This window comes from Serratia sp. 3ACOL1, assembly GCF_003668775.1.
Taxonomy (GTDB): Bacteria; Pseudomonadota; Gammaproteobacteria; order Enterobacterales; family Enterobacteriaceae; genus Chania; species Chania fonticola.
In genome coordinates this window covers 3772345-3786866 of sequence record NZ_CP033055.1, presented here as the reverse complement: position 1 = coordinate 3786866, position 14522 = coordinate 3772345, and the positions used below count along the sequence as shown (strand labels likewise).

The 14522-nt window shown below is 55.5% G+C and carries 19 protein-coding genes and 1 other RNA gene; 5 read left to right on the top strand and 15 right to left on the bottom strand.

Features of this window, described 5'->3' with window-relative positions; genetic code table 11:
* The first annotated feature begins 38 nt into the window (after positions 1–38).
* A complete protein-coding gene (gene elbB / locus D9980_RS17030) occupies positions 39–692 on the top strand; it encodes an isoprenoid biosynthesis glyoxalase ElbB (RefSeq protein WP_121607925.1) in 654 nt (217 codons plus the stop codon).
* Positions 689–1420, top strand: coding sequence for a monofunctional biosynthetic peptidoglycan transglycosylase (gene mtgA, locus D9980_RS17025; RefSeq protein WP_121607924.1), 732 nt, complete (start codon positions 689–691; stop codon positions 1418–1420). Before elbB ends, mtgA begins: the two co-directional genes overlap by 4 nt.
* 198 nt (positions 1421–1618) lie before the next feature.
* On the opposite strand, the gene dolP is transcribed toward mtgA, so the two are convergent.
* From dolP to D9980_RS17005, 4 genes are read right to left on the bottom strand one after another with little or no spacing between them, the layout of a single operon-like run.
* The gene (gene dolP / locus D9980_RS17020; protein WP_021180667.1) at positions 1619–2194 is read right to left on the bottom strand and encodes a division/outer membrane stress-associated lipid-binding lipoprotein; all 576 of its coding nucleotides are present in this window, start codon (positions 2192–2194) and stop codon (positions 1619–1621) included.
* 10 nt (positions 2195–2204) lie between these two features.
* A complete protein-coding gene (gene diaA, locus D9980_RS17015; protein ID WP_021806942.1) occupies positions 2205–2795 on the bottom strand; it encodes a DnaA initiator-associating protein DiaA in 591 nt (196 codons plus the stop codon).
* Positions 2796–2846: 51 nt separating this feature from the next.
* Positions 2847–3200 (bottom strand): YraN family protein, encoded by a 354-nt coding sequence (locus tag D9980_RS17010; RefSeq protein ID WP_024486687.1) that lies wholly within the window; start codon positions 3198–3200, stop codon positions 2847–2849.
* Positions 3197–5209, bottom strand: coding sequence for a penicillin-binding protein activator (locus D9980_RS17005; protein ID WP_121607923.1), 2013 nt, complete (start codon positions 5207–5209; stop codon positions 3197–3199). Before D9980_RS17005 ends, D9980_RS17010 begins: the two co-directional genes overlap by 4 nt.
* 62 nt (positions 5210–5271) lie before the next feature.
* Between D9980_RS17005 and rsmI the strand changes: the two genes are divergently transcribed.
* Positions 5272–6141, top strand: a complete 870-nt coding sequence (rsmI, locus tag D9980_RS17000; protein WP_121607922.1) for a 16S rRNA (cytidine(1402)-2'-O)-methyltransferase — start codon at positions 5272–5274, stop codon at positions 6139–6141.
* A 16-nt stretch (positions 6142–6157) separates the two neighbouring features.
* Here the strand turns inward: rsmI and D9980_RS16995 are convergent, their stop codons facing one another.
* Positions 6158–6652 carry an ATP-binding protein gene (locus D9980_RS16995; RefSeq protein ID WP_121607921.1) on the bottom strand — a complete coding sequence of 165 codons (495 nt, stop codon included), beginning with the start codon at positions 6650–6652 and terminating at the stop codon, positions 6158–6160.
* 235 nt (positions 6653–6887) lie between these two features.
* Between D9980_RS16995 and rnpB the strand changes: the two genes are divergently transcribed.
* Positions 6888–7266: RNase P RNA component class A (gene rnpB / locus D9980_RS16990), an RNA gene on the top strand.
* Positions 7267–7320: 54 nt separating this feature from the next.
* Here rnpB and D9980_RS16985 read toward each other — a convergent pair.
* The gene (locus D9980_RS16985) at positions 7321–8022 is read right to left on the bottom strand and encodes a pirin family protein (protein ID WP_098929722.1); all 702 of its coding nucleotides are present in this window, start codon (positions 8020–8022) and stop codon (positions 7321–7323) included.
* 107 nt (positions 8023–8129) lie between these two features.
* Between D9980_RS16985 and D9980_RS16980 the strand changes: the two genes are divergently transcribed.
* A complete protein-coding gene (locus D9980_RS16980) occupies positions 8130–9035 on the top strand; it encodes a LysR family transcriptional regulator (RefSeq protein WP_021180661.1) in 906 nt (301 codons plus the stop codon).
* Between the two features lie 240 nt (positions 9036–9275).
* Here D9980_RS16980 and D9980_RS16975 read toward each other — a convergent pair whose 3' ends face one another.
* The 9 genes from D9980_RS16975 to D9980_RS16935 form a co-directional block, all read right to left on the bottom strand.
* Complete coding sequence (locus tag D9980_RS16975) at positions 9276–10262, bottom strand: glutathione S-transferase family protein (RefSeq protein WP_121607920.1); 987 nt, start codon at positions 10260–10262, stop codon at positions 9276–9278.
* A 78-nt stretch (positions 10263–10340) separates the two neighbouring features.
* The gene (locus D9980_RS16970) at positions 10341–10736 is read right to left on the bottom strand and encodes a DoxX family protein (protein WP_099062123.1); all 396 of its coding nucleotides are present in this window, start codon (positions 10734–10736) and stop codon (positions 10341–10343) included.
* A gap of 278 nt (positions 10737–11014) precedes the next feature.
* Positions 11015–11302, bottom strand: a complete 288-nt coding sequence (locus D9980_RS16965) for a YqjK-like family protein (protein ID WP_024483096.1) — start codon at positions 11300–11302, stop codon at positions 11015–11017.
* Positions 11280–11699, bottom strand: coding sequence for a phage holin family protein (locus tag D9980_RS16960; protein ID WP_021180657.1), 420 nt, complete (start codon positions 11697–11699; stop codon positions 11280–11282). Before D9980_RS16960 ends, D9980_RS16965 begins: the two co-directional genes overlap by 23 nt.
* A gap of 2 nt (positions 11700–11701) precedes the next feature.
* Positions 11702–12007 carry a YqjD family protein gene (locus D9980_RS16955; RefSeq protein ID WP_024483095.1) on the bottom strand — a complete coding sequence of 102 codons (306 nt, stop codon included), beginning with the start codon at positions 12005–12007 and terminating at the stop codon, positions 11702–11704.
* Positions 12008–12171: 164 nt separating this feature from the next.
* Positions 12172–12543: a DUF1090 domain-containing protein gene (locus D9980_RS16950; protein WP_024483094.1), complete on the bottom strand. Its 372-nt coding sequence runs from the start codon at positions 12541–12543 to the stop codon at positions 12172–12174.
* A 213-nt stretch (positions 12544–12756) separates the two neighbouring features.
* Entirely contained in the window at positions 12757–13128 is a 372-nt protein-coding gene (gene mzrA, locus D9980_RS16945) for an EnvZ/OmpR regulon moderator MzrA (protein WP_121609042.1), read from the bottom strand.
* Positions 13128–13802, bottom strand: a complete 675-nt coding sequence (locus tag D9980_RS16940; protein WP_021180653.1) for a DedA family protein — start codon at positions 13800–13802, stop codon at positions 13128–13130. The genes mzrA and D9980_RS16940 overlap by 1 nt, the downstream gene beginning before the upstream one ends.
* Positions 13803–13934: 132 nt before the next feature.
* Positions 13935–14384: a hypothetical protein gene (locus tag D9980_RS16935; protein ID WP_121607919.1), complete on the bottom strand. Its 450-nt coding sequence runs from the start codon at positions 14382–14384 to the stop codon at positions 13935–13937.
* Positions 14385–14522 lie beyond the last annotated feature (138 nt).

Sequence of the window (14522 nt, the reverse complement as noted above, 5' to 3'; positions counted from 1 at the left end):
GCCTGCCTTTGCCGGCGGTCCTGGCTGGGAGAATGTCGATGAAACAGGTCGCTGTAGTGCTGAGTGGTTGTGGTGTTTATGACGGGGCAGAAATCCATGAGGCGGTGCTCACCTTGCTGGCTCTGGATCGTGCCGGTGCGCAGGCGGTATGCTTTGCACCCGATAAGGCACAACTGCATGTTATTAATCATTTATCCGGCGAAGAAATGCCAGAGAGTCGCAACGTTTTGCAGGAGTCGGCACGCATCGCGCGTGGCAAAATTCAGGCGCTTTCGCAGGCCGACGCCGAGCAGTTGGATGCCCTGATCGTACCCGGTGGATTTGGTGCGGCGAATAATTTGAGCAGCTTTGCCACGCAAGGGGCGGAATGTTCAGTGGATCCCGATTTGTCTAAGCTTATTCTGGAAATGCATAAGAGAAACAAACCAATGGGTTTTATGTGCATTGCGCCCACGCTGTTGCCGAAAGTTCTCGATCAACCGTTACGATTGACCATTGGTAACGATCCCGATCTGGGTGAAGTGATTGATGCCATGGGCGGTGAGCCGGTGATCTGCCCGGTAGATGACATCGTGGTTGATATTGAAAACAAGGTTGTCACGACCCCGGCTTACATGTTGGCCCAGTCGATCGGCGAGGCGGCGCAGGGAATTGATAAGCTGGTGTCACGAGTGCTGGATCTGGTGGAATGATAAGGTTTTCTCGTAAATCGTGGATTGTTCGCCTGTGGTTTTGGTTTAAACGAGGCGTTCTTGCGGTTATTGGCCTGTGGCTGGCGGGGATCATTCTGTTCGCTTTTCTGCCGGTGCCGTTTTCTGCGGTGATGGTGGAGCGGCAGCTCGGTGCCTGGCTGAGCAGGGATTTTGGCTATGTGGCGCATTCCGACTGGGTAGCGATGGACGATATTGCCCCCTCGATGGCGCTGGCAGTGATGGCGGCAGAGGATCAGAAATTCCCCGACCACTGGGGGTTTGACGTGGCGGCCATTGAAAAGGCGCTCAGCCACAATGAAAAGCGGCCAACGCGCATCCGTGGTGCTTCTACCCTTTCTCAGCAAACGGCAAAGAACCTGTTTTTGTGGGATGGGCGCAGCTGGGTGCGCAAGGGGTTGGAGGCTGGGCTAACGGCGGGTATTGAGCTGGTTTGGACCAAGCGGCGTATTCTGACGGTGTACTTGAATATCGTCGAGTTTGGTGACGGCATCTTCGGAGTGGAAGCGGCGGCTCAGCACTTTTTCCACAAGCCGGCAAGCCGTCTGACGGCGTCTGAAGCGGCGCTGCTGGCGGCGGTGCTGCCTAATCCGCATCGTTTCAAGGCTGGAGCTCCTTCGGGTTACGTAACCCAACGCCAACAGTGGATTATGCGTCAGATGCGCCAGTTGGGTGGGGAAGGGTTTCTTAAGGCCAACGATCTGAAATAATGACCCCTCACCCCAACCCTCTCCCACAGGGAGAGGGAGCTGAACGGAGCGCGTGCTTGGGTGTGAAGTTATTATTTAACTATTTGATATAAAGCAATTTACTGTCGTTAAGTGGTGGCTCGATCGGTCCCCTCTCCCTGTGGGAGAGGGTTAGGGTGAGGGCAGCCGACAACGCCGAACTCACCTCAGTTCGCGAGATTATTTAACGTAAGTAAACGCCGTTGTCACGTGTTTCACGCCGCTAACCTGGCTGGCAATCTGCGCCGCAGACTGGCCTTCCTGCTGTGTCACCAAACCTAACAAGAACACTTCGCCATTTTCGGTAGTGACCTTCACGTTTGAAGATTTGACGGTATCGCTGGTCAGGATCTGCGAACGTACCTTGGTGGTGATCCAGGTATCGGAAGAGGCGGTACCCAGGCTGACTGGTGTGCCCTGGCGGATCTCGTTATACACCTCAGCGGCACCATCGACGCCAAGTGCGATCTGCTTCGCCCGGCTGGCGAGTTCGGTGGTAGGAGCCTGGCCGGTCAACAGCACTTTGCCCTGATAGGCGGTGGCTACGACACGGGCCTCTTTCTTCAGTTGCTGATCTTTGCTGATGGCATTTTCGACCCGGGCTTCCAACGTGCCGTCATCGACCTGTGTGCCTACGGTACGTGGATCGGTCGCCGTTTTGGTGGCAACTGCGGCACTGCCAACGACAACGCCCGCGACGCAACCCTGCAACAATAGGGCGCTGAACAGCACTGCAAATGTGGCTCTTAGCTTCATCTCGGTTCCTTTAATCGTCCTGGTGGGGGAACAATGTGTTATCAATCAGGTCGCATAGGCAATTGACGGTAAGCATATGCATCTCCTGAATGCGTGCACTGCGGTGAGAGGGGATACGTATCTCCACATCCTGCTGGCCGAGTAAACCCGCCAACTCTCCGCCATCGTAGCCGGTAAGCGCAACAATGGTCATATCACGCGTTACCGCAGCTTCGACCGCTTTTACAATATCACGGCTATTGCCGCGGGTGGAAATTGCCAGCAGCACGTCACCGGTGTGGCCGAGTGCCCGCACCTGTTTGGCATACATTTCATCATGCAGACGATCGTTGCCGATGGCGGTCAGCACCACGTTATCGGCGTTTAGCGCGATCGCGGGCAGGCTGGGGCGTTCGGTTTCAAAGCGGTTGATCATGCAGGCGGCAAAATGCTGAGCGTTAGCCGCCGAAGTGCCGTTGCCACAGCACAGGATCTTGTTGCCGTTCAATAACGATTGAACCAGGGTCATCGCGGCACGGGATATCGCGTCAGGTAAGGCTTCCGCCGCCGCAATCTGGGTTTGGATACTCTCGGTAAAACAGACTTTGATTCTATCCAGCACGTTGTTTTAATCCACTAGGTCAAAGGGCCGGCATACACCGGTCAACAGGGTTTAATCCGCATTGAAGGCATTGGGTATCCATTCTAACTGGCTACCGGTAATGGCTAAAACATCAAAACGGCAAGATGATGTGTCAAAACTGGCTCCTCGCCCCGCCAGCCAAACGGCGGCGGCATGCAGCAATCGCCGTTGCTTGCGGTAAGTCACGCTGGCCGCTGCGTCACCAAAGGCGTCACTGCGGCGGTAGCGGACTTCGACGAACACCCAGGTTTGACCATCACGCATGATGAGATCGAGCTCACCCCCACGTACCGCCACGTTGGCGGCGGTGAAGGTAAGCCCCGCGCGCTCCAGGTATTGGCGGGCCTGGATCTCATAGCCCGCTCCCTTGGCGCGTTGACTCAGGAGACCGGAACGACCGAGCCCTGGCGGTATTGCAGCCAAGTCAGTTTCCTGGTGATCACGCAGTTAGGTGAAGATGTCAGCACACCTGTGGTTCCTGAAATCTGGAATCCTGGCAACTGGCGCATTTGAGCAAAGTGGTTGGCCAATGTCCAGGCATCCATCCCCATGGCGTAGAGACGCACTAGAGAATAGTCGTTGCGGAATTTGGCGGTAGCTTGCTGTTGCAACTGTGGATTGGCCCCTGCCAGCAGAGGAATATCACTGAATTGCAGGCCTTCCATTTCCAGACGGAAGTCTGGACCCGCACCGGCCTGATAGCTGCGCGAGCTGGCAAACATGGCAGGTTTGCTACGAGAGCTGGTGGTCATGTCGATCATCGGCTTGATCAGCGTCAACTGGTCTTGCGTGGCGACGATATACACCGAGTCCACGCCACCGCCGGTAGAGGCCGGGATATCGCTTGGTGGAGCTGGAATAGTCAGGCCAGCGATAGTCACCGACTGCTGCGCCGGAGTCTGTGAGGCCACAGGGGTGCCGCTCATGCGGATCCCGCCGCTGTTGACCATCTGGCGTAGCTCACCGGCAGAACCGATCCCTTGTTGTAGCACGGTCTGGCCACCGAGTTTCTGCCACTCTTCGGTGAAGGCTTTGGCAATGCGATCGCCAAACGTGCCGCGTGGCAGCAACAACAACGGCTGGCGCTTTTGTTGCTCCCAGATATGGCGAGCGGCGTCGCGGGCTTCATCTTCCGGTGACAGGGCGAAGTAACAGATATTCGGGCTGTCCTTCGGCTGCTCAGGTTGGTTGAGTGCCAGTACGTTCAGCGTCGTTGAGGTAGTGGCTAGCTGATCGACCTCGTTTTTCAATAGCGGCCCTACAATCAGGGTTGCGCCATCCTGTTGGGCTTGAGCCAACAACGCTGGCAGAGGCTGGCTGGTGGTATCGTAGACCTTCACTTGCCCACCGGTTGCCGGGGCTGGAGTGACCGGGAGCGGAGCAGGGGTAGCAGGTTGTACTGCGGCTACCTGAGTTGCATCCGCTTCAGGTGCTGAAGTACTGACGGCACCGTTGGCATTGTCTGGCGTTGCCGCCACGGTCTGGTCGGGATTAGTGGTTGGTTCCATTGCCTGAACAGGCGCGGTGAGTGCTATGCCACTTTGCGCAGCGTTAAAACCCTGTTGGATCGCATCGGCAAACACTTTGGCCTGGCCGTTCAGCGGCAGCAGCAGGGCGATATGCGAAGTTGAAGCCTGGGTGAAATTCAGCACCTGATTCAACTGGGCTGGCAGGCTTTTCGCCGCCGGATTCTGCGGATAGCGGTTCTGCCAGTCTTTGATCCCGGCCTTCAGCAGATCGGGATCCTGACGGTTGTCCTGATAGACACGTAACAGATCCAGCCAGCCTTGCAGCACGTTTTCGTTGGCGTTAATCACCAGGCTGTTCATGTCGGCCGGTTTCAGGCCAAGCAGCGTTTGCCAGGTTTTATCCAGATTATCCTGATGAGCCTGGCCGCTCAGTAACGGCTCCTGGGCAATATAGGCGCGGATCAGTGGCAGTGAGGCTTGGCCCTGATTTGCCGCGATCTGCGCCTGATACAGGCGAACCAGCTGATTCGGTGACAGCGCGCTACTGTCTATTTTATTTAACGCATCGCGGGCTGCGCCCAGATCCTTGTTGGCTACCTGCAGTTCTGCGCTCAAAAGCTGGCGCTCAAGCTGTTGTGTACTCGTCAGATTTTGCGGCAAGGTGCTCAGTTGCTCGTTAGCCTGTGGCAGTTTGCCTTCGCGAGTTAATGCGCGAATCGCAAGTAATTGCCAGTCAGCCTTGTTATCATCGCTGCTTTGCTGCAACTGTTGCAGATAGTAATCAGAGTTGGCACTGGCTTCGTCCTGGATATTTGAGGGCGGAGTTTGTGGAACCTGACTTGGACAACCAGCTAACAGCAAGGCTGCCAGTACAACAGGTACTAATCGCCCTGCTTTGGTACGAAGGAATGTTGAGGAAAGCATACTGTATCCAGTGATGTTTTTTTCAAGATGCTCAATATTAAATCGGCAATCCGGATGAAACAATGAATCAACACCAACAATCAGCTATTTCTGCATCGACACTGTACGTGGTGCCTACCCCCATCGGTAACCTGGGGGATATGACTCATCGGGCCATAGAGGTACTGAAAAGCGTCGATCTGATTGCGGCGGAAGATACGCGCCATACCGGGTTGCTGCTGCAACACTTTGCTATTAGCGCGCGGTTGTTTGCGCTGCACGACCATAACGAACAGCAGAAGGCGGACCAACTGCTGGCAAAACTGCAGGAAGGCCAAAGCATAGCACTGGTGAGTGACGCAGGCACGCCACTGATTAACGATCCGGGTTATCACCTGGTGCGCCGTTGCCGTGAAGCGGGGATCCGCGTCGTGCCGCTGCCGGGCGCCTGTGCTGCCACCACCGCGTTGTGTGCCGCCGGTGTGGCTTCCGATCGTTTCTGCTACGAAGGCTTCCTGCCAGCCAAAACCAAAGGCCGTAAGGATACCCTGCTGGCGCTGGCAGAGGAACCGCGAACGCTGATTTTCTATGAATCTACCCACCGTTTGTTGGAAAGTTTGCAGGACATGGTCACCGTGTGGGGGCCACAGCGCTACGTAGTGCTGGCGCGTGAACTGACCAAAACCTGGGAATCGATTCACGGTGCCCCAGTGGGGGAACTGCTGGCCTGGGTGCTGGAAGATGAGATGCGCCGCCGGGGGGAGATGGTGCTGATTGTGGAAGGCCACAAGGCGCAGGAAGACGATTTGCCGCTCGAGGCACTACGTACCTTGGCTCTGCTGCAAAAAGAGCTGCCGCTGAAAAAGGCAGCGGCGTTAACCGCAGAGATCCACGGCGTGAAGAAAAATGCGCTGTATAAACATGCGCTGGAGAAGCAGGAACAGGCTAACTGAGCCCCAGCTTTCTGACTCAGCTATGCCGAATGATGTTGAACCCTTCCTGGTCATTCGGCTCAACAAAATGGCGAATGATGAGATCAAACTGCTCATCGGTCGCGGCAAAATCATGAGTGCCCGACTGATTGCGGGCATGAAGTCTGGCCTTGCAGACATCATCGGGCACGTTGAGATAATGCAGTTGGTTATCGGCGCCCGACTCGCGGATGATATCCATCATCCATTCACGGCTGGCCACGGTATTGGCTGGAAAGTCCAGAATGAGGGTTACCCCGGCGTTAAGCAGCGCAATCAGATGGGGTTTGATGGTGTTTTTCAGCTTGGTACTACAGCGGACATAGTCTGCAACGGTCTGCATCTCATCGGCGTATAGCTGGGCAAGCCAGCGATCTTCCGCGATTATCACGCTACCAGGCTGGGTTGCCAACGTGGCTGAAAGCGTGGATTTTCCTGACGCTATTTTCCCGCATAGAAGATGTAGGGTTGGTTTCTGGGGCGAACGGGTCATGGTTAACCTCACTGGAGTGATGCCGGTAAGGCCCGCCTCACCGGCGGGAACAAACTGACGAGCGTCATCCCACCTTGGTTGGTAAGCGGTAAATAATAATCTCGACGCAAATCAGAGCTGAAGGTCTTTGTTTCATATCGCCAAGCTAGCATATCCATAGGGCGCGCCTCTAGATCTGTTTTCCTTTCCCCTAAAACGGTTGACCTGCCGCAACCACAACGCTACTATCCGCGCCGGAGTTGACCAGACAGTCGCCGCTTCATTGCCGTCCTCTTCGGGGGAGACAGATGGAGGGGAGGAAAGTCCGGGCTCCATAGGGCAGGGTGCCAGGTAACGCCTGGGAGGCGTAAGCCTACGACTAGTGCAACAGAGAGCAAACCGCCGATGGCCCGCGCAAGCGGGATCAGGTAAGGGTGAAAGGGTGCGGTAAGAGCGCACCGCGCGGCTGGCAACAGTCCGTGGCACGGTAAACTCCACCCGGAGCAAGGCCAAATAGGGGTTCACATGGTACGGCCCGTACTGAACCCGGGTAGGCTGCTTGAGCCAGTGAGCGATTGCTGGCCTAGAGGAATGACTGTCCACGACAGAACCCGGCTTACCGGTCAGCTCCCTCTATACAGATAACCCCGCGTGACGAGAGTCGCGCGGGGTTTTTCTTTATCTATATCCTACACTGGCAAATCAATCAGCAGTGCACGTAGCGGTGCTTCGGCCTGGATGGTTAGGCGGTTTTCCTCGCGGATAAACGCGCCGTCGCCACAGGTCAGGCGCTGGCTCTGGTGATGGTCGCCATTGACCTCAACGGTACCGTGGATCGATTGCAGGTAGGCACGTGGCCCATGCAAAGTAAGCGTCTGCTGTGCTCCCGCCGGTAAGTTCAAATGATGGATCCAGACCTGTTGGCGCAGTTGCAGGCTGCCTTGTGCACCATCCGGTGAGGCCAGCAGCGTATAGGGCTGATCTGGCAGGCTCAAACGCTGCACACGCTCATTGCTACGCTCTGGGCAGGCATCCAGCCACAGTTGCATCCGGGTCAGTGGCGTGCTGCTGCTGACGTTCTGTTCGCTATAGCTAAGCCCCGGTTGCGTAGCCAGCAATAACGCCTCTCCTGCCGCTGCGCGTACGGTATTGCCGTCGCTGTCCCGGTATTCGGCTTCACCCTGCAGGATCAGATTCAGGATATCTACGTTGGGATAGGTGCGTGGCTGGAAGGCGGCACCCGGTGCTAATACCTCTTGATTCAGTACCCGCAGCGACGCATAGCCCATCAGCTTGGGATCGAAGTAGTGGCCAAAGGAAAAGGTATAACGAGCCTGCAGCCAACCAAAGTCAGCTTGCCCGCATTGTTGTGCTGTTCTGCATGTGATCATGGCAATCGGCTCTCTAAATTCATTCTCTTGATGGTAAGCATCTGGACGGCGGATTGTTAGCCAGTTAATCTGGTCGGTATATTCAAATTTCCTGATAGAGAGTTTCGATGGCCAGAGATCGGGCGTTAACGCTTGAAGCGCTTAGGGTTATGGATGCGATCGACCGCCGTGGCAGCTTTGCCGCTGCTGCCGATGAGCTGGGGCGAGTGCCTTCGGCGCTCAGCTACACCATGCAAAAATTGGAAGAAGAACTGGATGTGGTGCTGTTTGACCGATCCGGGCATCGCACCAAATTTACTAATGTTGGGCGCATGCTGCTTGAGCGTGGCCGTGTATTGCTCGAGGCGGCGGACAAGCTGACTACCGATGCAGAGGCATTGGCGCGGGGGTGGGAAACTCATCTCACCATCGTCAGTGAAGCGCTATCCCCTGCCTACAAGCTGTTCCCTTTGGTTGATAAGCTGGCGCTGAAGGCCAATACCCAGGTTTCGATCTTTACCGAAGTGTTGGCCGGGGCATGGGAGCGGCTGGAGCAAGGGCGGGCCGATATCGTTATTGCGCCGGATATGCACTTTCGCGCCTCTTCTGAAATCAACACTCGCAAGCTGTATAAGGTGATGAGCGTGTACGTTGCTGCACCGGAACATCCAATCCACCTGGAGCCGGAGCCGCTGTCGGAGCTGACGCGGGTGAAATACCGCGGTATTGCGGTTGCAGATACCGCGCGGGAGCGGCCAGTGCTGACGGTGCAATTGCTGGATAAACAGCAGCGCCTGACGGTGAGCACCATCGAAGATAAGCGCCGCGCCTTGCTGGCCGGGCTGGGGGTTGCCACCATGCCATATCAGATGGTGGAGAAGGATATCGAGCAGGGGCGTTTACGCGTGGTGGGGCCGGAATATAGCCGTGAGGCGGACATTATCATGGCCTGGCGGCGCGACAGCATGGGCGAGGCTAAATCCTGGTTCCTGCGTGAGATCCCGCGCCTGTTTGCACGCGAGGAGAATCAGTAACTTCTTCGCACTTTCGCATAGTGTAAGGCCCCTCACCCTAACCCTCTCAGGGGGTTAGGGGACCGATCGAGTTCGCTAATTGCTCAGCGTTTTATCTTGCCTACTCCCTATTTTCCGAAGTTGTACGGGCTAATTACGCACTCCGGGCAGCTCCCTCTCCTTTTTGGGGAGAGGGCTGGGGTGAGGGGGGAATTGCGACGACGGAATAACAGACAGCACGCTATTTTCTCGCCCAACCTATCAACCAAAGCGCACATCGCGCCCGTGGGGTTCATCCAGATCCTGCGCGGGGCCGATCGAAATGATCCCGTGCGGGTTGATGGTGGCATGGCTGCGATAATAGTGGTTGCGGATATGCGCCATATCGACCGTTTCGGCAATCCCCGGCATCTGGTAGATATCGCGCAGGAAGCCGTACAGGTTGAGATAGTCGCTGATGCGGCGCTGGTCACATTTGAAATGAGTGACGTAGACCGCATCGAAACGGATCAGCGTGGTCCACAGGCGCAGATCGGCCTCGGTGAGTCGATCACCGGTCAGATAACGGTGCTGGCCGAGGATCTGCTCCAGCCGCTCCAAAGAGGCAAACACGCCGTTTACCGCTTCGTCATAGGCATCCTGGCTGGTAGCAAAACCGGCCTTGTACACTCCGTTGTTTACCGAGTCGTAAATCCAGCCGTTGAGCGAATCGATCTTTTCACGCAGTTCTGCCGGGTAGTAATCTCCAGCCCGTGCGCCGACGGCGTCGAAAGCGCTGTTGAACATGCGGATGATATCGGCAGACTCATTGCTGACGATGGTCTGTTGCTGTTTATCCCACAGCACTGGCACGGTAACGCGGCCGCTGTACTGCGGATCGGCCCGTAGATAGAGCTGGTAAAGAAAATCGGAGTGATACAGCGCATCGCCGGTTGCTGCCGGGAAATCCTGGCCGAAGGTCCAGCCGTTTTCCAACATCAGCGGATGCACCACGGAAACCGGGATGGTTTGCTCCAGCCCCTTCAGCTTGCGCATCAGCAGGGTACGGTGTGCCCAAGGGCAAGCCAGGGAAACATACAGATGGTAGCGATCTTGCTCGGCTTTAAAACCCGCTTTGCCATGCTCTCCCGCAGCGCCATCTGGGGTGACCCAATTGCGAAACTGAGAGGTTGAACGCTTGAAACGGCCCCCGGTGGATTTGGTGTCATACCAGGTGTCTTGCCAAACGCCATCAACGAGTTGTCCCATGAGATCCTCCAAAATATCCGAGAGTTAAAGTCAAAAGGCCCGGCATGAAGAGCCGAGCCTTTTGGCGATATTATAAGTTTACCATTTTTTGTTCAAAATGCGGTCAATGCTGAAGCCGCCAGGGCCTGCAACCGCCAGCACGATGAAGCCACCGGCAATGGTCAGGTTTTTCATAAACATCAGCTGGTTCACGCCTTCGGCAAAGTTGGTGTGGAACAGCAGCGCGGTCAGGATGGTGAAACCGGCAGTGAACAGCGCCACGGTACGGGTCAGGAAGCCGAACAGGATCGCCAGGCCACCGCCGAACTCCAGCAGGATGGTCAGTGGCAGCAAGAAGCCAGGTACGCCCATCGACTGCATGTATTGTTGGGTGCCGGCATAGGCATCACCCATTTTGCCGTAACCTGCAACGATAAACAGGATTGGCATCAGAATACGAGCAACCAGCAAACCTGTATCTTCTAATTTTTTCATCATTAACTCCAAAAAGTGTTGTTGCTTGCCAATCTTGGCATTGGTACCGCCAGGGGGTCTGTAGCCACCATGTCCGGTTGATGGAGTGAATGTTAGACGGGAACGCTGCGGGTTGTTAGCAAGTAAAACTGTCGTAATTTTTCAAAAAATCTGAATATCTGCCATGAGATAAAAGAATTTTTAAATCAATGCGTTAGCATGTTACGTTGGATTTTTGGATAGAAACCACGCAGAGGGGAAGGATTACCAACGGGATAATTGAACCTGTGGCAGCGCCGTTATTTTTTAGGAAGGGCGTTACGGATCAGGCGAACGGTGCCCCAGACGCTGAGCGCCCGCCGTGACCAGCGGATCAACTTGCTAGGATGGCGGATGCCGTACAGCGCAATCACACTGGAGCCAATAGCCATATATTTACGCAGACCATATAGGGTCTGCCAGCTGCGATCAAAGGATTCGGTCTTTTGCAGCCACTGACTTTTGTTGGCGGCCAGATCCAGACGTTGTTGCTGGATCTGCCGGATGAGTTGCTCTTTTCTGCGTTCACGGTACTGGCGGCGATTCATGTTTCTCCTCCAGTTCAGCACGGTCGAGTTCCAATTGCTGACGTGTTGCCCCTAACAGTGTCGAACGGCGAGCCTTGGATAGCGTCCAGACAAGCCCCACAACGGCCAGGAACAGCAGAACGGCGGTAGTCGTACCCAACGCCATCAGGCGATAAGCGGGGTCGATAGCCCAAAAGATGAGGATTAACAGGCTCATCAGGCCGAAGGCGGTAAACAGCAGGGTAAGCCCCGCCATCATCAGCAACTGGATGAGGTTGGCTTTCTCCTCTTCTAGCTCGATAACGGCCAGACGCACCCGGGTTTCCACCATGCCGACCATAATGGTGACAATCCGTTGGGCGATATCCAGGACCCCTTTACCGGGGCCCTGAGCGCGCGTTTGCGGCTGCTCTGCCATAATCAGCGGCGCGCGAGCAGAACGCCTAACACCACGCCAACCGCGGCGCCGATACCGATACCGGTCCACGGGTTTTCACGCACGTAATCATCAGCCTGGCCAGCCATCTGCTTGGTCTGGTGGGCCAGTTTGTCACTGGCATCGCTCAGACGGGCACGTGTTTCTTTCAGTGCACCTTCTGCTTTGGAGCGCAGTTTGTCCAGTTCAGCTTTAGGTTTATCGGTGGAAGAGTTCAGCACTTCTTCCAGCGTATCGGCCAGGGACTTCAGTTCAGCGCGTAAATTTTCTGCATGTGAATCATGTGCCATTTCGATAACTCCTTAACATTAACTTCGACAGACTTTTAACATAGCGGATTTATTCACTTAAGCAAAGGGCTTATCCCCGGTGGATATCACTAACCAATGTCATTATTGATTGGTAAAATCCCGCCAGATGGGGCTCTTAGCGATAAATCCGCTAATATAAAAAATTATTCGGCCTGCGCGGCTTTCAGCTCTGCCTGGGCTTCTGCCAGCTTTCTCTGCTTGTTGGCGATTTTATCTGCCTTGCCGGTTTCCTGAGCCTCTTTCAGCTCCTGCTCACGCTCGGCCACTTTCTCCTGCTTATCAGCAATCTTCTTCTGGCGATCGGCTTGTAAACCGGCCTCGGTGCAGTGGGTCTGTACTTCGCTCAAGGCTTTCTGCAGGCCTGCCACGCGGTGGCTGTTGCCGTGCTTAGTGGCATAATCGATCTGGGTCTGGATCTCCTGGGCTTTGCTGGCACAAGTCTCGACCGCTGCCTGTGAAAGCGCAGAAAAAGTGAACAGGGGGATGGCCAGTAACAATGTGTGGCGTAATTTCATGATTTCAATTCCTTAATGCTGGGAGATAACAAGGTTGCTCCCGGTTTCCTGCTGCCCAAGGGGCAGTACGACAGGTGGCCTACGCGGCTGACCCATGCAGACAATCAGCATAGTCACAAATTGCGTAGAACCCCAAATGTAGGGGCGCTGCATGCTGCGCCCGATTAGCCGGATGTAACGACAGCCAAGATAATCCCTTAAATGAGAAAGGGATTATCCCAGATTAAGTGGCGCACGTGCAAATTTACGCACCCAGCGGCTGGGGATAGGAGACTCGTTCAGGGCAATGGAATAACCGGGGGGCAGGATGTTTTCCAGGGCTTCACGGGCCAGCAACTGCTGTTCAGGGGAATCCAGGCGGATCACCAGGCCATCGCCCTCCGGCGTAATGCTCTTGATGCGGATACCGCGTTCATCCAGGCGCTGATAGACGTAAAAACCATCTGGCAACGATAAGCCCTGCTGAACCACGTGAATACGCAGTTCGTTTTCCGTACGCAAGATGTAAGGCGCCAGCACGGCGGCCAATGCCAGCAATGGTAATAAAAGCATCAGCGCGTATTGCCAGCGTGGGCGTTTGGCTATCACGCGTCTTTGCCTGCACGGTCGGCGCGCTTTTTGCGCCACAGTACCACTAGCGAACCGACCAGCCCGGCGACCAGTAGCACCAGTGGCAGCATCATCAGGCCGAACATCAACTGGTCTTCATACTTGCGGAACATCGGGGTTTTCCCGAGGGCAAAACCGACCGATACCAGGATCAGAACCCACAGTAAGCCGCTCATCCAGTTAAAGAACTGGAAGCGTGCGTTGCTCAAACCGGACAACCCGGCAATGGTAGGCAACAGCGTACGGACGAAAGCCAGGAAACGGCCAACCAGCAGGGCCGACAGGCCATGGCGGTGGAACAACTGGTGGGCACGTTGATGATAGTGGGCCGGTAGATGGGCTAGCCAACCCTGTACCGTAGGCGTATTGCCTAGCCATCGGCCTTGTATGTAGCTAACCCAGCACCCCAGGCTGGCTGCGGTGGTCAGGATAAGAATGGTCACCGGGAAATTCATGGTGCCTTTGGCGACCAGGACGCCGACCAGGATCAGCAGGCTATCACCCGGCAGGAAGGCGGCGGGCAGCAGGCCATTTTCCAGAAATAAAATCATAAACAGCAAGACGTACAGCGTCCAGACCAACGAGGGGTTGGCCAGCGTTTCAAAGTCTTGCTGCCATAAGGCATCCAACAGTTGCTTAATGATATCCATCCGGTGTTCCTAAAAACGTCATTGTTATTTTCGTTCAGCGGCTGGGGGGCGGTAAGCTCGCGGAGGGCCCTGGCTGCTGAAGATGATGAACGGTGTTGCTTTATTCTTTGGTTCTTTTGAGGCGACACCGGATCATGAGTGATACGTTAGCGAGCCACGGTAAAGTATGTTGCTTTCTTTCCAACCCCCGAGCCTGCTTTGCTGCTGCGGGAAGTTCAGCGTCCAATTGACCTGCCGCAACCGGTTAGGGGCTGGGTTATCTGCCTGCCGCTGAGGCCTCAGGCGGTAGCCCAGATCTGTTGCTAAAGTATAGGTCGGAACCGACTGGGTCGGGGCCTGCAACGAGCTGGGGTAGGAATGCATCCGGGGCAAAGACAGCAGTAGTTTGCTGAGGGGCTTGCGGCGGAGTTCACTGTGCGGACGGTAATCCTGATCGTAGGGGGAAACCACATGCTCATCAAATAATGCCTGAGCACTTAACGCGGAGGCTAAGGCTGCGGTTTGTGCTGCATAGAGCTTTGGGCCGGAGACCGAACCGGTCCAGCAGGAAAGAGCAATAAGCATGGCAAACAACCAGCGCATGTATTCGCGTTCCACCCCAAAGTCAGTCGATAAAAAAGTGGGCTAACTCTACCAAAATAGCACGATTGGCAACAGGGAAATCTACGTGGTCGCTGGGGAAATATCGCGCAGTGGGCGGCTGTACCGGGATCGATTCAG